Below are 17,709 nucleotides of genomic sequence, written 5' to 3' on the forward strand. Positions count from 1 at the left end.
TCTCTCCTCCTATTCACTTTTTAGTTCATGCCTTCTACTCCAGCTTTGAATCATATTAATAAGAAGAAGGAAAAGGAGGGAAATAATAAGCATCACGGTCGCTACAGCTGTTGCCCCCGCGTAATCATATTGTTCTAGTTTCGTCATAATCATCAGTGGTGCAATTTCTGTTTTCATCGGCATATTACCTGCGATGAAAACGACAGATCCGTATTCTCCTAATGCTCTTGCAAATGCGAGTGAAAAACCGGCAAGAAGAGCGGGAAAGATTTCTGGTAAAATGATTTTCACAAATATTTGTAAGCGGGATGCACCTAAACTCGAAGCTGCCTCTTCTACTTCTTTATCAATATTTTGCAGCACTGGTTGCACCATTCGAACGACAAATGGTAAACCGATAAAAGTAAGCGCAACGATAATTCCGAGTGGTGTAAAAGCTACTTTTATATGAAACAGACTAAATATTTTCCCAATCCATCCATTTTCCGCATAAAGCGTTGTAAGTGTAATACCAGCTACAGCTGTCGGAAGTGCAAACGGTAAATCAATGAGTCCATCTAATAGTCTTTTTCCTGGAAATTTGTAGCGTACGAGCACCCATGCTATTAATAAAGCGAAAATGGCATTTACAATAGCAGCTGCAAATGAAGTTGTAAAACTAACTTGATAGGAATGCAACACACGCTCGTTCGTTATAACCCCAGCGAACTTCTTCCAACCTAACTGTGAAGTTTGAATAAATACGATAGAAAGTGGTATAAGTACGAATAAACTCATGTACAACATTGTAAATCCAAGCGATAATCCAAACCCTGGTAAAACACGTTTCTTCCTCATCCTCTTTCACCTCATCCCCCTTTAGCAGTACGCATTATTTTTGATAAATTTTATCGAATACGCCGCCGTCATTAAAGTGTTTCTCCTGCGCTTTTTTCCAGCCACCAAATAGTTCATCTACTGTAAATAATTGAACTTTCGGAAATTGAGATGTATATTTTTCTGCTACTTTTTCATTACGTGGACGATAAAAGTTTTTTGCCGCAATTTCCTGTCCTTTTTCTGAGTACAAATATTCAAGATACCCTTCTGCTACTTTTTTCGTTCCTTTTTTATCAACGACTTTATCTACAACCGCTACTGGTGGTTCTGCAAGTACACTAATAGAAGGGGTTACAATTTCAAATTTATCTTTTCCAAGCTCTTTTTGGGATAATAACGCTTCATTTTCCCATGCGATTAATACGTCACCAATTCCTTTTTCAACAAATGTTGTCGTTGCTCCGCGCGCTCCTGAATCTAATACTTCTACGTTTTTATAAATTTGGCTAACAAACTCTTTCGCCTTATCTTCACTATTATTATATTTTTTCAGTGCGTATCCCCACGCCGCTAAATAGTTCCAACGTGCCCCGCCTGATGTTTTTGGGTTTGGTGTAATGACAGACACACCTTTTTTCGTTAAATCATCCCAGTCTTTAATACCTTTCGGGTTTCCTTTTCGAACAAGAAATACAATTGTTGACGTGTATGGAGTGGAATTATTCGCAAGTCGCTTCTGCCAATCTTCTGCTAATTGTTTTTTCTTACTAATCGCATCAATATCATAAGCAAGTGCTAGTGTAACAACGTCTGCTTCTAAGCCATCAATAACAGAGCGCGCTTGACTTCCAGATCCCCCGTGTGATTGTTTTACATTTACTGTTTGCCCGTGCTTCTCTTTCCAATACTTCGCAAAATCTTTATTGAAATCTTGATATAACTCCCTCGTTGGATCATAAGAAACATTTAAAAGCTCAACTGTTTTTTTATCTCCACTTCCTTCAGAATTACTAGTGGATGTTGCCGAACCACACCCTGATAAAAGTACAACTGCTGATAATAAAACACCTGTACTTTTCATAAACGCTGTCTTACCCCACTTTTTCATCGTTAAGCCCCCTTAGTTTATACAATAGAAAAAGGCACACAATATATTCACAAATGTGAACATTGTGCGCCTTCAGTTTATCTGATTAGCTTCTAATGTATTCTATTCGATTTCTTTTCATTTTAATTCTGTAATTCACATGTGTCAACTTGGAATTTGAATTTTCTTATTAAACTAAAATATTGGCATACGTTGAGCCCAATGATTTTTCAAATCAGCAAATTCTTTTGGTAACTTACTATTTTCATTCCATTCTAATTTATATGCATTTACTAACACCGTAGCCATTGATTCACAGTCCACTACTCCATTTTGATTAAAATTACCGTTCTTATCACTTTCAGAGTTCATCCATAATTTAACAAATAAGATATTGCACCCGACGTAAGCGTTAATTTCTTCTGTTCTACGTATGTCCCCTCCTTGTTGGTCATATACAGGTTTAAATATATGGCACCACAGCTTAATCAATACAAAAAAAATGAGGCAACCACCTCCAAAGATGGTTGCCTCATTTTTACACTTGCATCGCTTTCTCTCTCAATGCTCTTCTTAACAACTTACCCGTCGTATTCTTCGGCAATTCTATTAAAAACTCAATGCTTTTCGGCACTTTATATTTCGCTAAATGTAACGTACAGTAATGCATTAGTTCTTCTTCTGTTACGTTTGCTTGCTTCAAAACGACGTACGCTCGCACAGCTTCTCCTAAGTTTTCATCAGGAACACCGATTACGACAACTTCCGCTACTGATTCGTGCGTATATAATACTTCTTCTACTTCACGAGGGTATACGTTATAACCGCCAACTAAGACGATATCTTTTTTACGATCCACGATATAGAAGTAACCTTCTTCATCCATTTTCGCCAAGTCACCTGTATATAGCCAGCCGTCTTTCAATGTCGCAGCTGTATCTTCTGGTGCATTATAGTATCCTTTCATAACGTTAGGTCCGCGAACAATTAATTCACCGACTGCGCCGACAGGTACTTCTTCCCCAAGTTCATTTACAATTTTATTTTCTACATGCCAAATATTTGTGCCAATTGATCCTGGTTTCCGAGGACGATCTAGCGGATTGAAACAAGTAACTGGTGATGCTTCTGATAAACCGTATCCTTCTGAAACAATAACGTTAAAACGTTTTTCAAAGTTTTGCAGAAGAGCAACAGGCATCGATGCACCACCGGAAATACAAAGGCGAAGCGTCTTCACATCTTCTGCGCTTGCTTCTTCAAATAAATATAAATAATTGTACATCGTCGGTACGCCAGCAAAGATCGTTGGTTCGTACGTGCGACAAATACGGAATACTTCTTTCGGACTAAATTTCGGTAACATTAAAATCGTTGCCCCGTTCACAATCGGTGCATTTACCGCAACTGTTAAACAGAATACATGGAACATAGGCAGTGCCGCAACAACGCGGTCATCAGCCGTATATTGTAAATACGACGCCACATCGTTCGCATTACTATATAAATTTTTATGTGTTAACATAGCGCCTTTCGGTTTTCCAGTTGTGCCCGATGTGTATAGAATAACCGCTACATCTTCTTCATCTAGTTCAGGACCTTCGTAAGTTGTATCTCCAGTCCCCACAAAACTAGTAAACGTTTTCATTTTTTCGGTTTCTGTATGGTTAAAATCTGATGAGGTTTCGCATATGATGATGTTTTCTAATGAAGGAAGTCTTGTTGTAAGAGATTGTATAACAGGTAGAAGGACGTCGAGTACGATGATTGTTTTTACATCTCCATTTTGTAAAATATAATGCATTTCGTCTGCTGTATAAATTGGATTAACTGGAATAACAGTTGCTCCGGCTTTCATTGTTCCGTATAAACCGACCAAAAAATGTGGTGAGTTCCCAACAACTAATGCGACATTGTCCCCTTTTCCAATGCCCATTTCTGCTAAATTGCTAGAAAACCTTGTGACCATTTTGTTTAATTGGTCATATGAGACCGACTGATCCATAAATATATAAGCCGGTTTTTCCCCCTTCTTTTTTGCCGTTTCAGCCAAAGATTGAACGAGATTCACAAAAACCCCACCTTTATAAAATTTAGAATATTTAAAAATTCTAAATTAATTATATTAAAAGAAAATTAAAGTGGCAAGTGATATTCTATTAACTGCATATAGACAGATCACCTTCTCTTAGTTTACTTTGGAAAAATAAGGGGATTTTATTTACAAGTAATTTATAACACTAGACCAAAAATCATTTTAGGATAATATGCACTCATCTTTTCTCTAAGTTTATCAAGTTCCTCTTTATGTAACGTCGTATGCTTTCCAAACAAGTTAAGAGCGTCCGCTCCATCTTCATGAAAATAAACTGTAACATATAATGCCGGTAACCCTATATTGTCTTCATCTATTGATAAGATGACATCTGGTGTTTTATTAACAGTGCTGAATGTTTCATTTCTTTTCCACTTCTTATTTTGAAACATGTCTTGTATATCATGTATCTTTCGTTTGTTATCTGTATGCGTAAAATATATAACATTATCCTCAGCCGGTTTTCCGATAGACAAAATTGTACGACTTGAGGGCGATCCACTGTTACACGCTGTCATTCCGACGGCGAAGCTGAGTAATAATACAACGTACATTACCCTTTTCATTTCGATTCGCCTCCTTTTGAATATATATATTCCTTTACGAGGGGCAAATGTCCTGTGATTTTATGTTTTGTGGTAAATGAAATTATATGAGCGATTTTTCAGTTATATCAGCGCCGCTCGATTTATATCGGCGATTTTTCAAATATATCAGCGCAACTCGGTTTATATCGGCGATTTTCCAAATATATCAGCGCAACTCAATTTATATCAGCGATTTTTCAGTTATATCGACTTACCGACAAAACCTGACAATCTACGCAAAAAAGAAAGAGGCTGCCCGTTATGGAAGCCTCCCTCATTTTTAGAAGAATAAATGTAAGAAATCTTCTGTTGTAATGTTACCGAAGTAGCGTGCGATATCTACGCCTTCTAAAGCTGCAGTGAATGCATCTTTATCGAACTGAACGCCTGTTAGACGCTCTTCGATATCATGAACATCTAGTGAACCGAAGAAGTCGCCGTAAATTTTACATTCTGTTACTGTTCCCTTTTTCACTTCAAGACGAACGTCAACTTGTCCAACTGGGAAGCGGTGTGAATGTTGTAAGTTGAACTTCGGTGATTTTCCGTAGTTCCAATCCCAATTTTGGTAACGTTCTTCAGAAAGTTTATGGATTGCTTTCCAATCCTCTTCTGTTAATTCATACGTTGGGATTTCTGTTTCTCCTTCGAAAATTGTTTCTAGAAGAAGTTGTCTAAACTCTTCTGTCGTCATTTCTTCGTTTAAGAACTCTGTAATGTTCGCAACGCGGCTACGGATTGACTTAATTCCTTTTGATTGAATCTTATCCATTTTTACTTTTAACGCTGATACGACGTGATCGATTTCAGAGTCAAATAGTAACGTACCGTGGCTGAACATACGACCTTTCGTTGCGAACTGTGCGTTACCTGAAATTTTTCTACCTTCAGCTAAAATGTCGTTACGACCACTTAGTTCTGCATTTACGCCTAATTTACTAAGCGCTTTCGTTACAGGTTCTGTAAATTTTTTGAAGTTGCTGAAACTGTCTCCATCATCTTTCGTAATAAAACTGAAGTTTAAGTTTCCTAAATCATGATATACTGCGCCTCCGCCTGATAGACGACGAACGACATGAATACCTTTTTCTTTTACGTAATCTGCATTAATTTCTTCTACTGTGTTTTGGTTTTTACCAATGATAATCGAAGGTTCGTTAATGTAGAACAGTAAATATGTTTCGTTAATATCTAAATTTTTCACACAATATTCTTCAATCGCTAAGTTTATTCTAGGATCTGTAATTCCTTTATTATCAATAAATAACATCGTATCACCTCATGAGTTCCATACGTAGCCACTATGCGCTAGCGTAATGTGGCCACTGAAAATTTGTTTTGCTTCTGTTACTAAATCAGATGGGTTGCCTGTATGCGGTAAGTGCGTTAATAAAAGTTCTTTTACATTCGCATCTTTTGCAATACTTGCTACTTCTGTACTATTCATATGCCCTGCTTTTGCAGCCTCTTGATGTGCATACATATTACACTCACAAATGAAAAGATCAGCATCTTTCGTGAATGGAATGAATTCAGGAATATAACTTGAATCAGCGCTGTATACTACAGCATCATCTCCAGCTGTAATACGCATCGCAAAGCATGTAACAGGATGAACAGTTTTTAAGAACGAAATCGAGAACGGTCCAACTTGAAGTGTTTCTTCTGGATTGTACGCGATTCCTTTCGTATGTGGTTCATGCGTTAAAGAATGGAATCCATTCTCGTCAAAGGTATGGCCGTATATTGGTAATTCCGGTAGTTGCCCCTTCGCCCCGCTCATAATTAATCTCGCATATTGCAATACCCCGATATCCGCAACATGATCATGATGATAGTGTGACAGTACAACTGCATCTATATGAGATGGTGTTATATATTTTTGAAGCTGTGCTAGTACACCACTACCACAGTCTACAAGTAAACGAAAACCATCGTGTTCAAACAAATACCCCGACGTTGCTTCTCCCGCTTCTGGAAAGCCGCCCCAAAAGCCGACAACAGTCATTTTCATATGTATCCATCCTTTCTAAAACCGAGTAGAAATGCATGTTTTACTTACATCCTACATTGTTAACTATAATCCATTTCCTAAACTTTTTCATTAATTTTCAATTTTGTTATAAAACAGTTGTTGACTTTTATTTTTTGTACTAATACAATGATAGTAAGAAATGGAAATGGAGGGATTGACATGATCGATCAACCAATGGAGTTTTTCAGAAATTTACCGACGAAAACTTGTGCGCACTGCGGGAAAGAAATTGATGAGCAACACGAAGCATACCATAACAAATGTGACGATTGCGTTCACGAAGAATAGTAGTTTGTGAACATAAAAAAACCTAGCAGACATAGTCTACTAGGCTAATAACATCTTATCCTTCATCGTTGAACCTTTCACCAAGAGCTCCAGTTCAAACTCATACAATTCTTTTTTTCGATAATTTTTCGTATGGATTTTATCCATCATCAGGTCGACAACTTTTCGGGCCATTTCATCAATTGGCTGTTCAATTGTCGTAATACCTGGTTCTGTAATCTGCGATAATATTTGATTATCAAAACCGATAACAGCGAGATCATCTGGAATGCTCCAGTTATGGCGTTTCGCCTCTGAGATAATTCCAGCTGCTACCTCATCGCCTCCTGCCAAAATCGCGGTAGGATTTTTTTTGTCCTTTAATACTTCATGGAATATTCGTTTTCCATCTTCCCAAGAGAAAGCGTTTTCAAGAAAGTCAATCGCTTCTACTTGGCGGCTCTTCTCAGTTATTGCACGTAAAAAGCCCATTTTTCGCTGCTGGCTAACGACTTTGGTTTCGTTACCACGGCAAAAAATAAGATTACGATATCCTTGATCTAACACATGCTTCGCAGCTATGTATGCTCCTTGCGCATGATCAAACTTCACTGTTGGAATATTTGCTTCCTCAATATATTCATTACACAACACGATTGGACCGTGCTGTAAGTATGGCTCTACATCTTCCCACGGATTTTCTAGTGAACATAGAATAATCCCATCTACTTGTTTCGTAGATAATAATTGTAAATACTCCATCTCTTTTTCCGGTAAATATCTTGTTTGACAAATAATCAGTTTATATTTATGTTCAGAAGCAGCAATCTCGATTGCTTCAATAAATCTACTGAAGAAAGGATTTGTAATCCTTGGAACTAGCACCGCAATTGTTTCCGTTTTTTGTTTACGAAGCCTTCTCGCCGCAGAATTAGGAACGAAGCCTAAATGCTTCATTGCTAATTGAACCCTTTTTTTCTTCTCATCTGAAACATATGGATGATTATTAATCACCCTAGAAACCGTTGTCCTTGATAACCCCGCTAATTTCGCCACGTCCTCTATAGTCGACACGAAATTCTCCCCCTTTGCATGAAAACGTTTTCTTAAATTGATTATATAGTATATTATTGGAAACTGCAATATCGGTTGTTATGATTTTACTATATTAATATTATACATAGGTAAAAGTCTGTTAATGCATGGGCAATATACTGCTTTTAGAAATTTACGTTATGTACATTCCTTTTCTTAATACCATATATCCTTTATTCAATATAAAACCCCATCAATACGTCATCTCCATATGATCCATCTTCATACTTTATTTGCTTTCGTTGTCTGCCTTCTTCTACAAAGCCCATACGTTTGTACACTTTAATTGCCCGATCATTAACAGAAACTACACCTAAACAAATTTTCTCTAAACCTTTCTGCCCTTTCGCCCAACTAATAAGAAATTCAATTAATTTCGTGCCGATGCCTTGATTACAATACGCCTCTTTAATCCCCATTCCCATTGTGCCTGCGTGTTGTAACCGTTCTAGTTCATATCGGTTGAAAATTAAAAAGCCAACTACCTTCCCATCTACTTCATACACGATATAAAGATTACCTTTCTCATTACTTTTCCGTATCTTTTCTCTTTCTGCATTCATATCATTCGGTAACTTCTTTGGGGATACTATGAAAAATTTTGTAGTAGTTTCCGATAATATAATTTCTTTTCTAATATTCATAATTGCTTCTGCATCAGTCTCTTTTACTAACCGTATCATTAAATCACCTCGTACTTTTTCTTTTGAAAAATAATATTACAACTATAAAACGCCCAATATGCAATATTACATATTGAGAATCTTTTTACTCTTGATACAATATTCATACATCAAAATAAAAGGAATGTATGCAATGAATCCAATCTTAACAGCTGCAAAACAACTATTACATAAAGAAGAAAAGGTTTTATCTACTTTAAAATGTTCACTTACTGGCTATATGATTACGCATAAAGTCCCGTATCCTGGCATGTTACTTGCTACTAATCAAAGACTTCTCTTTTTTAGCCAATATAAAAACACATTCATTGCCGAATTTGATTATGAAAAAATTCTATCCATAGAAACGAAGAGAAGAATCTTTGACAAAAAAATAATATTTTACTATGAAGATGAATATATAACGCTTGGATACATTACAAGTTCGAATGTTGAAGCGTTCATAGACTTACTACAAAGAAACAGCAAGACTAGCACAGGCTTATAATCAGCGGGGATCCCCTCGCTGATTCATTATTTTAACTCCTCCCACTTCGTCCAAACTTCCCTCCCGTTTATACAGTACATATTATCCTCTCTATTCATAAACCCCTGTACAATAAATTCACGTCTAATTGTACAAAAATCATCATGATATTGTTTTATAAATGTATTCATTTCTTTTTCTGTATATTGATTTTCAGCATTTAACTTGCTAATTAAATGCTCTAACAATACTAGTTTTTTCTTCTTTTGACCTGGAATCGATTTTAAACGATCCTCTTTATCGAAAAAGTTACGAATGGTCGTATCCCGGAATTTCATTTCACTTTCAGTCATTTTATTGTCCTCCATTAATTTTTATACAACAAAACTTTATTGTTTGTCCTTACTATTCTTCTTCATTCTTTCACTTACAACATCCATAAAGTAATACCCACTAATAAGCACATAGTAAACTACAAGTATTCCTAGTGCATCTTTCATATTTATATATTTTTCTTTATGAAATAAGATAGGTGAAAGGGCGTAAACAAGAAAGATGATTAGCGGATTTAAGATAAAATAATAAGTAAGATTTCCTTTCATCATATCAACTCCTCTATTCTAGTTTTCTCTGTAAATTGTTGTAAATCCTTTTCTTTCGTTTAAACTGCACATGCGATATGGTGAAATTAAGGAGAAGGATGATTATAAATGATATTTCACTCTAAAATTGATAAATTTTTCTTATTCATTATCTTTTTTGCTATTTTTCACCATAGGTGCTTCAACACTGCTTCCTCTCTTATTCGATAATGAAGCTACTACGACAGACGTATATATTCTACTACCTATTTTCTTTGTATCTTCTGGTTTCCTATTATGGAATTCCTTTTCATTTTTACTCCTCTCACCCACACTTTCTTCAAACTGACTTACCACTTTTACATTTGCAACCTATTATTCAAATTAACAAATTAAAAATGGTAAATTATGTTACAATTAACTTATACATACTTTGGAGGGTACATAGTGAAAAAAGCTATTATAGTATTAAGCATTCTATATCTTATTTTAACCGTACATACAGGAGCTGTTCTTTTAGGAAAAGAAGATTATAGAAGTGCTATCAATACATTAAAAGAAACGAAAGAAGTCTCTTCATTTCAATCTGCAAAAGACGGTGTGATTTTATTAAAAGGAGCATTAACTACTGCGCAACCTATTACAGAGGAAAAACTTCAAAATAAAGAATTCGCACTCCTTGAAATTAATACGTATAAACGACGAAAAGCAAATTGGATAAACATTGATACAGAGCAACATATTGCAAAGCAGCTCTTACTAAATAATGAGGTTCTTCCTGCATTAAAAGAAATTCGTTTTTCGATGGAACCAATTACACTGTCAGGAAAAGATATTTCCATCGAAGATTACTCACTAAAAAAGGATGATACTCAATTAACAATTAAAAGTAAAGGATACCGATATACGGGAATAGAAAACAAATCAGACACTCTTATTTTTGGCATAAAAAAGGGGGATACCCTTGAAGGGTATAGTGGTTCTGAAATTCTAATAGGAAAAACAAAAGAGGAAATTGCTAGTAATATGAAACTATATACTTTTGCTGAAAAATATGGTCCATTTATTTGGATTGTAGCTACAATTATTCTTATAAGTATCGTTATATACTTGTTCCGTAAAAACAGAAAAACAAATGAACTTTCTCAACCAATGAAGTGAAACTTTAATCAGTGGGGGTTTCTTCATCCCCCACTGATTATTAGCCCTCACCAATCGGGCTTTAATGGGCAGTTGATCCCCACCTAACTTCTTTGCTTTCGCTGAATTTTGAGGTGGGGTCTTACTGCCCATCATTAAAGCGGGATAAAACAAAACTAATAAAAAAAGCACCAAAAAGGTGCTTTTATCTACGCTTCAACCGATTGATTTTCAAGCACATTTTTAAATTTTCGTTTGTGCATCAAAGTTAAAGAAACGATTGTTCCAAATGATAATACAACGATAAAAATCATGAGTATTCCTATGTTTTTCCACATGAAGTCAAAGTCTCCACTCGATACGACTGCTTTCAATCCTGATACAGAGTATGTCATCGGTAACCAAGCATTGAATGGTTGTAAAAACTTCGGAATCAATTCTAGCGGGAATGTTCCGGCACTCGTTGTAAGCTGCATAATTAATGTGATGATGGCGATAAAACGGCCTGCATCACCGAATGCTGTTACTAAACATTGAATTAATGCGATAAATGCTAAACTTGTAATGATACTAAAGAGTATGAAGTATGGAATGCTTTGTACTTCTACACCCAATCCGAACAGTAATATAACATCTGCTACTATCGCTTGAATAATACCAACTGATAGTAAAACACCGAACTTACTAATAAACCAACTAAATCCTGATTTTGGAACGCCTACTGTATCACGTAATGGGTATACGATAGATAATAATAATGCCCCAACAAATAAACCGAGTGATAAGAAATACGGCGTAAATCCAGTTCCGTAGTTAGGAACTTCCGCCATTTTCTCTGTCTTCACTTTTACAGGACTTGCAAACATATCATACGTTTTATCCGTTCCTTTTACTTCCCCAGTTTTCTCTGCCCCTTCGCCAAGTTTCTCTGCAAGTTCACCTGAACCGTCGTTTACTTTTACGAGACCATCTGTTACTTTTCCTGAGCCATCTGCTAGTTTATTTACGCCGTCGATTAGCTGGGTTGAGCCATTTGACATTTGATTTAGGCCACCATTTAGAGTACCTAAGCCCGTTGTTACTTGACCAGATCCGTCTGCTAATTGATTTACTCCACCTGCCATTTGATTTGCTCCTACAGATAATGTCCCTAAACCGCCTGTTACTTTACTCGAGCCATCTGCTAATTGATTTACTCCACCTGCCATTTGGTTTGCTCCTGCAGATAATTGACCTAGGCCGCCTGTTACTTGACTTGAGCCATCTGCTAATTGATTTACTCCACCTGCCATTTGATTTGCTCCTGCAGATAATGCACCTAAACCGCCTGTTACTTTACCCGAGCCATCTGCTAATTGATTTACTCCTGCAGATAATGTTCCTAAACCACCTGTTACTTGGCTTGAGCCATCTGCTAATTTCGTTACACCTACAGATAATGTCCCTAAACCGCCTGTTACTTGACCAGACCCATCTGCTAATTTGGATACTCCTACAGATAATGTTCCTAAACCGCCTGTTACTTGACCAGACCCATCTGCTAATTGATTTACTCCTGCAGATAATTGACCTAATCCTGCTGTCACTTTTCCAGAGCCACTTTGCAATTGCGTTACTCCATCAATTAATTGAACTGATCCATCTTTTAATTTATCGGCACCTATTTTTGCATTATCTAATCCCTCACCAAATCCATGAAACTTACTAACAAATTCATTTTGTGCGCTCGTTAGTTTCTCAATAGCACCTGCTAGAGTTTTTATCCCTGCTGGATTTGGTAAGTTTTTTTGCAACCCATTTGTTGTTTGATGTATTTCACCTTTTAATTGTTTCACTTCTTCATTTAATTTATTTGTTCCACCTGCTACTCCGGCAGCTTTTTGCTGAACTGTCGCTGTACTTTTTACAGCACTTGTTACGAATGGCTGTAACTGCTCTTGATATTCTTTTGGTAAACTTTCAATTTGCTTTTGTAAATTCGCTACCTCTTGTGCTGCATTTTTTGCATCTCCTGCTGTTGATTGTGTAAGTTCATTTAACTGATTTACATTCGCCCCAGCTCCATCTATTTTTTCATTTACTGTATTCAATATAGAAGGAACTTTCGACTGCATTTCCTCTAAGCCTGCAGCAGACTTTTGTACGTTACTATTTAACTCTTGCAATCCCTTTTGGATCGCTTGAGAACCTTCCTCTAATTGGCTTTGCCCTTCAACAAGTTTTCCCATACCATTTGATAGATCCGTTGTTCCTGTTTTTAATTCACCGGATTTACTTACTAATTTGTTCAAGCCACCGGTCACTTTCTCAGATCCATCACGCAACTCACCCGTTTTACTATTTAACGTATTTAAACCGTCTGTTACTTTGCCCGATCCGTCTACTAACTTCCCAATACCTGCATTGCTATTTAATGCATGTAAACCATCTGTTACTTTGCCTGATCCATCTACTAGTTTCCCAATACCTGCATTGCTATTTAATGCATGTAAACCATCTGTTACTTTGCCTGATCCATCTACTAATTTTCCGATACCTGCATTGCTATTTAATACGTGTAAACCATCTGTTACTTTGCCTGACCCATCTACTAATTTCCCTATACCTATCTGCATTTCACCTGTTTTGCTATTTAGTGTATTTAAACCATTTGTTACTTTGCCTGACCCATCTACTAATTTCCCTATACCTATCTGCATTTCACCTGTTTTGCTATTTAGCGTATTTAAACCATTTGTTACTTTGCCTGACCCATCTACTAATTTTCCGATACCTACCTGCATTTCACCTGTTTTACTATTTAGCACATTTAAACCGTTTGTTACTTTGCCTGATCCATCTACTAATTTATTAGATCCATCTGCTAATTTCTGAACTCCATCCTTCATCTCCCCAGATTTCCCTTGAAGTGTATGAAGGCCATCCGTCACTTTACTTGAACCATCATGCAGCTCACTTGATCCGTCGTGTAGTTTATTTGCTCCTTCCGCCCCATCTGCTAATCCTTTTGAGACGTCTTGAATGGAATCAAACATTTTCTCTGCATATGTTTTCGTTAACGTGCTTGATACTTCAGTTTTAATCTTTTCAATGGCTGTTCCTCCAATTTGTGAAGATAAGAAGTTTAAGCTTTCGTTTGGAATGTACTCTAAGTTTAATGGCTTTGGATTGTCTTTTAGTAACGTTGTAGCGTTACTTGAGAAGTCATCTGGAATGCGCACTAACATGTAATACTTTCTAGCTTCCATTCCTTTCTTCGCTTCTTTTTCACTTACGAACTCCCATTTAAAACTTTTATTATCTTTTAAATTATCAACGAGCCCTTTTCCGACCTCAATTGATTTCCCATCAAATACTGCGCCTTTATCTAAATTGACTACTGCAACTGGTAAGTCATCTAACTGTTTATACGGATCCCAAAAAGCCCACAAAAACATCCCTGCATATAAAATTGGTACGAATAAGACCGCAATAATTGGAATTAATATTTTTTTACTTTTTATAATTTCCGTGAACTCTTTCCGAAGTAACTGCTTCCCTTTCATAATTTCTCCCCCTTTTATAAAATGACCAAAATGTTCATATAGTCATTTTTACCCAAACAAAAAGGCTATACTTGTTCATACATATGCCTTATCCCTGAATTTATTACTATGCAATTTTTTCTTATTATGATTATAATTTTTCTATATCCCCCCTTAACTTAAATATATGACCGAATTGTTCATTTGGTCATTTTTTTATAAAATTAAAAGGATTATCTTAGTTTGACAATCCTTTTAGTAAATAAAGTTCAAATAACTCTGCAATTTTTTCTTTTTCTAGCGGTTCGTGATTTTTTTCCCAATCAAAAATAAGCGATACATATAGACGAAGCATAATAAATGCTGTAATTTCTGGATCACATTTGCTAATTTCACCTTTTTCAATCGCAATCTTTAAATACGATTGAATAACAGAAACGATTTCCACATCAACTTGTTGCATCACTTCTTGTACTTCTTTCGTTCCCATATCGCGCTCTTCTTGAATTAATTTAATCATGAGCTGATGTTCTTTTCTAAATTCCAAGATGCTATATAATGCTCTATGTACATTTTCAAAAAATGAAACATCTGAACGAATTGCACTTTCTGCAACTTGCTTCATTTCTGTAATTAAATTAGAAATAATTTCACCAAATAACTCTTCTTTATTTTTGAAAAAAGTATAAATCGTTCCTTTCCCTACATTCGCTAACTTCGCTACTTGATCCATCGTTGTTGCTTTATAGCCGAACGCTGAAAAAGACTTTGTTGCAGCTTCAATAATAGAACGTTTTCGATCTATCGCCACATTGTCACCTCCAAAAATGACCAATTGGATAATATAGTCAATCAGTACATCTTTGATATTACCACACGCTTACATTCTATACAAGTTCTCTTTTTATTATTTCCAGTATAAAAAAATTTCAGTCAGTGTATATCATACTTTCCATAGTTTATCAGAAGAAAAGAGAAAAGGAAAAGATGTTCTAGAGATATACATCTTAAGAACACCTTTTTGCTATTTCAACATAGAAAGCATAATTTTCTCTAATTCTTCTTTATTTACATTCTTATCGAATACTGCTTCTCCTGGGTTCTCTAAACTATGATTAATAATAACGATTTGGTATGCACGATTTTTCCCTTTTGCTGGAACAATCATCTTCATACCTTGTAAATTCCTATCCGAGTTATGAGTCGCATAGAATATTTGATTACCTTCTAATTCGTACTGTTCAATATTTTCTTCTACAACAAATAAACCATGGAACGGATCTTTACTTTCTCCAAATACTTGTGATTGATAAGTTGTATAGTTTCCTTTTCCGTTTGTATACTCTAATTCTATAATTAACTCGGGTCTTCTCTTAATAACACAACTTACCTTTTCATCCTTTAGATCGTAGCCTTCAATTGTGTAAGTTGGCTTCTTAATTTGAAAATCTACATGTTCCTGCGCTTCCTTTACCGTGTAATTTAAAGATTCTTCCACTTTGTCATTAAACGGTTTTGATTGATCATAAAGTGCATATAATTTTTCACGATCAGTTTCTGTTAAACGTTCTTCCCTAAAAAATATTGACTCGTAGTCAGAATCTCTCGGAGCACCTTTTTTCTGTATATTAATAATTTCTTTATACAATTTTATGTACTGTTGGAACTCATCTGTTGTTAAAGCCTTTTCAGCTAAATATAAATAATCTGTCTTATTTTCATACACTCTTGCTGAATACCTATATTCTTTTTTTGCATTTTCTTCTGTACCAAACAGCATATCTACAGCATGTTGGAAAGCATCCTTTGACTGCTCTACTTTATCCTTTTGTTTTTCTTTCCCTTCCGTTGCACGTGCGTTGAATAAAGAAAGGGATGCTATAGCAACTATGACAATAACTCCAAGTAAAGAAAGACGATACGATTTCTTTTGGAATTTTTTAATCATAATGATTCTCCTTTTTAGTGTTCGTTTATTTCTACTTAAATTTGCTAGGCTTGGTACTTGATAGGAATAGTGTTCTAAAAGGGTAATAATTGTATGACCGTATGCAATTTGTTCCTCTTTATCTATAAAAGTAAGTGCATATGCATCACAGGCTAATTCTTGATCTTCTCGCATACAAAAATAGGCGTACCAAAGAATTGGATTGAACCAATTTAATATGATTAAACTGTACATAATCCAATTTACAGCTACATCGTTTCTCTTAATATGAGCTAACTCATGGTAAAAGACATATTGTAATTGTTGTTCATTTAATACTTTCATATGTTTTTTTGATAGTAATACTTTCGGGCGAAAGAAACTAAAAACCGTTGGACTTGCAATCTTTCCTGCAAGACGTAATGAAACTGCCTTCTTCATTTTCATAGACTGCTTACAGCGATTAAACACTGTAGTGACCTGTTCGTCCGTAATATCCGGTTGTTTCTTTATGTAAGAATATAAACGTCTATTTGTAAGAAACGTGATGGCTGCTAATATGATTACCCCAGCTAGCCACACATACAAAGCAAGTTTGTATAAAGAAAATGTAGTCTGTTTTTCCGAACTGACTTTTACTTCCGGTTCGCTAGTTTTTGTCACCATTTTAGAATTTGATTCCAATTCCACTTTTCGGTCGCTTTCTATGTTCACTATATTCTCAGTAGCCGGCATATTTTTTGGAATAACTTCCGATACGCTAGAACTATAAGAAAGTAATGAGTAAATGCTATAAGAGCTATCTGGCGACCACGGTAAAAGGAGTCTTATCATTAATACGATCCACAGCATATATTGCCACCGGGGGGTTAATTTATTTCTAAATAGAACTTTTATACATAAAATAAATCCGACTAATATGCTAGCCATAAGTGACGTTTCTATAAGCCAATCAAAAAAATGAGGAAGGTATACATTTATAAGCGTGTTTATCATTTTTATCGATCCTTCCTCTTATTCTCCTCTGTCTTCTCATCTAAAATGCGTTTTAATTCATTAATATCTTCTGAAGATAATTTCTCCTCTTTTAAGAAATTAACAAGTAATGGCTTAAACGCTGCACCGCAAAAACGTTTTAGTAAAGATTTCGTTTCCACTTGCAAATAATTATCTTGTGATACTAACGGGTAATAAGCGTACATACGCCCTTTATCTTGATGGTAAGCAACGGCTTCCTTTTGCACTAATCGATTAATTAATGTGCGGATTGTTTTCGGTTTCCAGTCCATTGCATCTTCCAGTTCTTCTATAATTTCATTCGCTGTTTGCGGAGAATTCGACCAAAGTACTTTCATAATTTCTAATTCCGCTTCAGATATTTTAGGTAATTGATTTGTCATCGT

19 protein-coding genes are annotated in these 17,709 nt (G+C 35.7%); 3 read left to right on the plus strand and 16 right to left on the minus strand.

Features of this window, described 5'->3' with window-relative positions; all coding sequences use genetic code 11:
* Positions 1-9: 9 nt before the first annotated feature.
* The 7 genes from cysT to B9A45_RS24445 form a co-directional block, all read right to left on the minus strand.
* Positions 10-837, minus strand: coding sequence for a sulfate ABC transporter permease subunit CysT (cysT, locus tag B9A45_RS24410; protein WP_084065261.1), 828 nt, complete (start codon positions 835-837; stop codon positions 10-12).
* A gap of 34 nt (positions 838-871) precedes the next feature.
* Positions 872-1,927, minus strand: a complete 1,056-nt coding sequence (locus B9A45_RS24415) for a sulfate ABC transporter substrate-binding protein (protein WP_000758703.1) — start codon at positions 1,925-1,927, stop codon at positions 872-874.
* Positions 1,928-2,101: 174 nt separating this feature from the next.
* Positions 2,102-2,278, minus strand: coding sequence for a hypothetical protein (locus B9A45_RS24420; RefSeq protein ID WP_001999272.1), 177 nt, complete (start codon positions 2,276-2,278; stop codon positions 2,102-2,104).
* A gap of 166 nt (positions 2,279-2,444) precedes the next feature.
* On the minus strand, positions 2,445-3,977 hold the full coding sequence (locus B9A45_RS24425) for a fatty acid--CoA ligase family protein (protein WP_001055200.1): 1,533 nt from the start codon (positions 3,975-3,977) through the stop codon (positions 2,445-2,447).
* A gap of 161 nt (positions 3,978-4,138) precedes the next feature.
* A complete protein-coding gene (locus tag B9A45_RS24430; protein ID WP_000832614.1) occupies positions 4,139-4,567 on the minus strand; it encodes a hypothetical protein in 429 nt (142 codons plus the stop codon).
* A gap of 301 nt (positions 4,568-4,868) precedes the next feature.
* A complete protein-coding gene (locus B9A45_RS24440; RefSeq protein ID WP_000897275.1) occupies positions 4,869-5,858 on the minus strand; it encodes a lipoate--protein ligase in 990 nt (329 codons plus the stop codon).
* Between the two features lie 9 nt (positions 5,859-5,867).
* Entirely contained in the window at positions 5,868-6,602 is a 735-nt protein-coding gene (locus B9A45_RS24445) for an MBL fold metallo-hydrolase (protein WP_000784680.1), read from the minus strand.
* 180 nt (positions 6,603-6,782) lie between these two features.
* Between B9A45_RS24445 and yhfH the strand changes: the two genes are divergently transcribed.
* Positions 6,783-6,911 carry a protein YhfH gene (yhfH, locus tag B9A45_RS24450; RefSeq protein ID WP_000567010.1) on the plus strand — a complete coding sequence of 43 codons (129 nt, stop codon included), beginning with the start codon at positions 6,783-6,785 and terminating at the stop codon, positions 6,909-6,911.
* A gap of 39 nt (positions 6,912-6,950) precedes the next feature.
* Here yhfH and B9A45_RS24455 read toward each other — a convergent pair whose 3' ends face one another.
* Both B9A45_RS24455 and B9A45_RS24460 read right to left on the minus strand, forming a co-directional pair.
* Positions 6,951-7,964, minus strand: a complete 1,014-nt coding sequence (locus B9A45_RS24455; protein WP_000103715.1) for a LacI family DNA-binding transcriptional regulator — start codon at positions 7,962-7,964, stop codon at positions 6,951-6,953.
* Positions 7,965-8,158: 194 nt separating this feature from the next.
* On the minus strand, positions 8,159-8,668 hold the full coding sequence (locus B9A45_RS24460; RefSeq protein WP_000620467.1) for a GNAT family N-acetyltransferase: 510 nt from the start codon (positions 8,666-8,668) through the stop codon (positions 8,159-8,161).
* Between the two features lie 133 nt (positions 8,669-8,801).
* Between B9A45_RS24460 and B9A45_RS24465 the strand changes: the two genes are divergently transcribed.
* Complete coding sequence (locus tag B9A45_RS24465) at positions 8,802-9,155, plus strand: PH domain-containing protein (protein ID WP_001068226.1); 354 nt, start codon at positions 8,802-8,804, stop codon at positions 9,153-9,155.
* Positions 9,156-9,181: 26 nt separating this feature from the next.
* On the opposite strand, the gene B9A45_RS24470 is transcribed toward B9A45_RS24465, so the two are convergent.
* The 3 genes from B9A45_RS24470 to B9A45_RS24480 all read right to left on the minus strand — a co-directional run bounded on the left by B9A45_RS24470 (position 9,182) and on the right by B9A45_RS24480 (position 10,072).
* Positions 9,182-9,487 carry a DUF2087 domain-containing protein gene (locus tag B9A45_RS24470; protein WP_000140294.1) on the minus strand — a complete coding sequence of 102 codons (306 nt, stop codon included), beginning with the start codon at positions 9,485-9,487 and terminating at the stop codon, positions 9,182-9,184.
* 36 nt (positions 9,488-9,523) lie between these two features.
* Positions 9,524-9,739 (minus strand): hypothetical protein, encoded by a 216-nt coding sequence (locus B9A45_RS24475; protein WP_001988614.1) that lies wholly within the window; start codon positions 9,737-9,739, stop codon positions 9,524-9,526.
* Between the two features lie 138 nt (positions 9,740-9,877).
* Positions 9,878-10,072 carry a hypothetical protein gene (locus tag B9A45_RS24480; RefSeq protein ID WP_000254586.1) on the minus strand — a complete coding sequence of 65 codons (195 nt, stop codon included), beginning with the start codon at positions 10,070-10,072 and terminating at the stop codon, positions 9,878-9,880.
* A gap of 51 nt (positions 10,073-10,123) precedes the next feature.
* On the opposite strand from B9A45_RS24480, the gene B9A45_RS24485 reads away from it, so the two are divergent.
* Positions 10,124-10,876: a hypothetical protein gene (locus tag B9A45_RS24485; RefSeq protein WP_003283506.1), complete on the plus strand. Its 753-nt coding sequence runs from the start codon at positions 10,124-10,126 to the stop codon at positions 10,874-10,876.
* A 188-nt stretch (positions 10,877-11,064) separates the two neighbouring features.
* Here B9A45_RS24485 and B9A45_RS24490 read toward each other — a convergent pair whose 3' ends face one another.
* The 4 genes from B9A45_RS24490 to B9A45_RS24505 form a co-directional block, all read right to left on the minus strand.
* Positions 11,065-14,400, minus strand: a complete 3,336-nt coding sequence (locus B9A45_RS24490; protein ID WP_084065264.1) for a YhgE/Pip domain-containing protein — start codon at positions 14,398-14,400, stop codon at positions 11,065-11,067.
* A 217-nt stretch (positions 14,401-14,617) separates the two neighbouring features.
* The gene (locus B9A45_RS24495; RefSeq protein ID WP_000963381.1) at positions 14,618-15,190 is read right to left on the minus strand and encodes a TetR/AcrR family transcriptional regulator; all 573 of its coding nucleotides are present in this window, start codon (positions 15,188-15,190) and stop codon (positions 14,618-14,620) included.
* 213 nt (positions 15,191-15,403) lie between these two features.
* Positions 15,404-17,302, minus strand: a complete 1,899-nt coding sequence (locus B9A45_RS24500) for a M56 family metallopeptidase (protein ID WP_084065269.1) — start codon at positions 17,300-17,302, stop codon at positions 15,404-15,406.
* Between the two features lie 2 nt (positions 17,303-17,304).
* A complete protein-coding gene (locus B9A45_RS24505; RefSeq protein WP_048568194.1) occupies positions 17,305-17,706 on the minus strand; it encodes a BlaI/MecI/CopY family transcriptional regulator in 402 nt (133 codons plus the stop codon).
* Positions 17,707-17,709: the final 3 nt, after the last annotated feature.

This window comes from Bacillus sp. JKS001846, from assembly GCF_900176455.1.
GTDB classification, from domain to species: domain Bacteria; phylum Bacillota; class Bacilli; order Bacillales; family Bacillaceae_G; genus Bacillus_A; species Bacillus_A cereus.